Origin of the sequence: Streptomyces sp. SBT349 (assembly GCF_001083795.1) — a bacterium.
Classification (GTDB): domain Bacteria; phylum Actinomycetota; class Actinomycetes; order Streptomycetales; family Streptomycetaceae; genus Streptomyces.
This window is the reverse complement of the sequence record NZ_LAVK01000544.1, coordinates 1-3,260: the sequence shown is the minus strand read 5'-3', so window position 1 is coordinate 3,260 and position 3,260 is coordinate 1. Positions and strand designations below refer to the sequence as shown.

4 protein-coding genes and 1 pseudogene are annotated in these 3,260 nt (G+C 75.3%); 1 reads left to right on the top strand and 4 read right to left on the bottom strand.

The features are described from left to right. From ADY01_RS34340 to ADY01_RS34330, 3 genes are all read right to left on the bottom strand, one after another. The coding region (locus tag ADY01_RS34340) for a hypothetical protein (RefSeq protein ID WP_053171515.1) at positions 1-642 on the bottom strand (642 nt) is incomplete at its 3' end. Positions 643-760: 118 nt separating this feature from the next. Next, complete coding sequence (locus ADY01_RS34335; protein WP_049580696.1) at positions 761-1,909, bottom strand: LLM class flavin-dependent oxidoreductase; 1,149 nt, start codon at positions 1,907-1,909, stop codon at positions 761-763. A gap of 100 nt (positions 1,910-2,009) precedes the next feature. Continuing rightward, entirely contained in the window at positions 2,010-2,219 is a 210-nt protein-coding gene (locus ADY01_RS34330; RefSeq protein ID WP_049580695.1) for a hypothetical protein, read from the bottom strand. 73 nt (positions 2,220-2,292) lie between these two features. Here ADY01_RS34330 and ADY01_RS34325 point away from each other — a divergent pair, with 73 nt between their 5' ends. Next, the gene (locus tag ADY01_RS34325; protein WP_049580694.1) at positions 2,293-3,075 is read left to right on the top strand and encodes a Mut7-C RNAse domain-containing protein; all 783 of its coding nucleotides are present in this window, start codon (positions 2,293-2,295) and stop codon (positions 3,073-3,075) included. Here ADY01_RS34325 and ADY01_RS41145 read toward each other — a convergent pair. Beyond that, positions 2,964-3,260: pseudogene (locus ADY01_RS41145) on the bottom strand (hypothetical protein); the annotation flags it as partial. The gene ADY01_RS34325 and the pseudogene ADY01_RS41145 overlap by 112 nt on opposite strands.

Here is a 3,260-nt window from a genome sequence, read left to right as displayed (position 1 = left end):
GAGGGGGGTCAGGGCGGCGCGGGAGGCGAAGTCCAGGGCGGTGGCCACCGCCTGGGGCCCGGGGGAACCCCCCGCGGAGAACGCGGCCAGCAGCGCCGTGACCGCCTCCTCGTCCACCGTCCGGCGCTCGGCGCGGTCGAGGAAGGTGACGACCGCCGCGTTCAGCCCGTCGCCGTACCCGGCCTCCTCCCACAGCTGCTCGGCGAGCCGCGCGTCGCCGCTGACCCACCCGGCCGCCAGTTCCAGGCCGTCGTCCACCAGGTCGTCCGGGTAGGGCGCGCGGCCCCAGCCGCCGTCCTGCCACCAGTAGACATAGCCCAGTTCGCAGCCGTCCTGCTCGTACCTGAGGTCCTGCCAGGGCAGCCAGTCGGGCCCGCCGACCAGGAAGTCCACGGGATCGCGCCGGAGATGGCCGTGCGATCCGTCGGCGTCCCGCCCGCAGAACACCGTGCGCCCGTCCGGGTGGCGCGTCAGCCGCCACCAGTAGCTGCCGCCCGAACTGTCGCAGCGCAGAACGCGTTCGCGGAGCTGGTAGTCGTTCTCCTCGACGCCGGCGGACGCCAGCAGGCCCAGCGTGGACGCCCGCGCCCACAGCCGCCGCGGATGGTCGAGATCCGCGGGCACGCTCGGTCGGTGCGCCATGGTGCTCCCCCCGTTCGGTCATGCCGGGTGAACGGCCGCACCTTAGCCCCTGCCCGCTCGCCCCCGACACCCGTGGGCGGCCGGAATGCCCGAACGGCCCAGCGCCCGGCCCCCGCGTTCATTGTGCGGGCATACCGGAAGAAACGTCCATCTCGTAGGCGTCCGCGATGAGTTCGTAGCTGCGCACGCGCAGGGCCGGGCTGTGGACGCTGGCGGTGATCATCAGTTCGTCGGTGCCGGTGCGTTTGACCAGGGCGTCGAGTCCCTCGCGGACGGCGTCCGGAGTGCCGTGGACGATGTTGGAGAGCCAGCCGTCGATGAAGTCGGTCTCCGCCGGGCTGAACGCGTAACCGTCCGCCTCCTCCGGCGTCGGTACCAGCCCGGGACGGCCGGTGCGCATCCGGATCATGGCCAGGGCGCCGGCCAGCACCTGGCGCCGTGCCTCCCGTTCGTCCTCGGCGGCCATGGTCGAGACGGCGATCAGGGCGTAGGGCTCGTCCAGCACCTCGGACGGGCGGAAGACCTGGCGGTAGAGGTCGAGGGCGGGCAGGGTGTGGGCCGCCGAGAAGTGGTGGGCGAACGCGAACGGCAGCCCCATCCGCCCGGCGAGCTCCGCGCTGAACCCGGAGGAGCCGAGCAGCCACACCGGGGGCCTGGACGCCGACTGCACGCCGCCGGGAACGCTGCCCTGCACCGGCCCCGGCACGGCGTGCACGCGGGTGTAGGGGTGTCCCTCGGGGAAGTCGTCGTCCAGGAAGCGGATCAGCTCGGCCAGCTGCGAGGGGAACTCGTCGGCGCCGTCCGCGCGTCCGCGCCGCAGCGCGGCGGTGGTGGCGCTGTCGGTGCCGGGGGCGCGGCCGAGGCCCAGGTCGACGCGGCCGGGGGCGAGGGCCTCCAGCGTGCCGAACTGCTCGGCCACCACCAGCGGTTGGTGGTTGGGCAGCATGACGCCGCCCGAGCCCAGGCGGATGCGCTCGGTCTGCCCGGCCAGATGGCCCAGGATCACGGGCGGCGAGGAGCTGGCCACGCCGGGCATCGAGTGGTGCTCGGCGACCCAGAAGCGGTGGAAGCCCCGGCGTTCCGCGAGCCGCGCGAGCGCGGTCGTCGCGCCCAGCGCCTCCGTCGCGGTCACCCCGCTGCCAACGGTGGCGAGGTCGAGCACGGACAACGGCACCGGCGCGAGGCCCCGCCGCTCCCCGCGGATCCCGTCACCGCCCCGTCCGTCCTGCCCGCCCGCTGGTGTCCCTGATCCCGACGCCTCGGCCACGTCCGTCCCGCCTCCCTGGTTGCCCTCTGCGTGCCTGGACGGCAACCAGGGAGAGCACCGGTTCATTCCCGGGCGGGGCCGCGGCGGGTGCGGGGGCGCGCTACGGCAGGTAGCGCTCGGCGGCGGCCGGACCCTCTTCCTCCAGGCGGCGTCTGGCCTCCTCGACCAGCTCGGGCGTCGGCTCCCTGCCGCTCAGCCGCACCAGGTCCTCGGGGTCGATCGGGCCCTCGGTCCCGGTGTGCAGCAGGTGGTCCGGGGTGGGAACCTCGTCGCCGGGACGGTTGTCGTCGGATGCGGACGGTTCGGACATGGCACACCTCCCTGCCGCCAGGGTAGGCCGTGCCCGCCCGGCCCGCGAACGGGCGCGGTGGCATGCTGACGGTGTGAACGGACCCCGGATCCATGTCACCTTCGCGCCCGAGCTGCGGCGCTTCCCCGCTCCGGAGCGGCGGGAGGGCGCGACCCCCGTGGTCACGGACGGCTCGTCCACCCTCGGTCATGTGGTGGAGTCCCTCGGCGTCCCGCTCACCGAGGTGGGGCGGCTGCTGGTGAACGGGCGGCCCCTGCCCGTCTCGTATGTGCCGGGCCCCGGCGACATGGTCGAGGTGCGGGCGGTGGACCGGCCGCAGCGGGTCCCGGGCGCGCCGCTGCGCTTCCTTCTCGACGTGCATCTGGGGCGGCTCGCCCGGCGGCTGCGGCTGCTGGGCGTGGACGCGGCGTACCAGTCCGCCGATCCGGGCGACCCGGCGCTGGCCGCCCGCTCGGCCGCCGAGCGGCGGGTCATGCTCTCGCGCGACCGGGGGCTGCTGCGGCGGCGTGAGCTGTGGGCCGGCGCGTATGTCTACAGCGACCGCCCCGACGAGCAGCTGCGCGACGTCCTGGGCCGCTTCGCGCCCCGTCTCGCGCCGTGGACCCGGTGCACCGCGTGCAACGGGCCGCTGGTGGCCGCGGACAAGGAGACGGTGAGGCCGCGGCTGGAACAGGGCACGTTGCTCACCCAGGACGTCTTCGCGCAGTGCGCCGACTGCGGGCGCGTCTACTGGCGCGGCGCCCATCACGCCCGGCTGACGCGGATCGTCGAGGACGCGGTGGCCGAGTTCGGCGGGGCCTCCCCGGCAGGCGAGGGCGCGCCCTCCTCGGCGGGGCGGCACGCACCGCCCTCCTGACCACCGCGGCGCCCGCGGGCGCTCTCCACCACGCGCGCCAGCAGCACATACCGCTCGTCGTCCACGGGGCCGCCCCACAGCTCCGCCTCGCCGTCGAGCGCCTCGACCCGCACCTCCCCCGCGACCCGCTCGACGGCGAGGCGGAGCTGTGGGGCGGCCCCGTGGACGACGAGCGGTATGTGCTG

What these genes read in the sequence shown, in the direction of transcription:
- ADY01_RS34330 (WP_049580695.1), bottom strand. Translation starts at nt 2,219, where the DNA reads ATGTCCGAACCGTCCGCATCCGACGACAACCGTCCCGGCGACGAGGTT.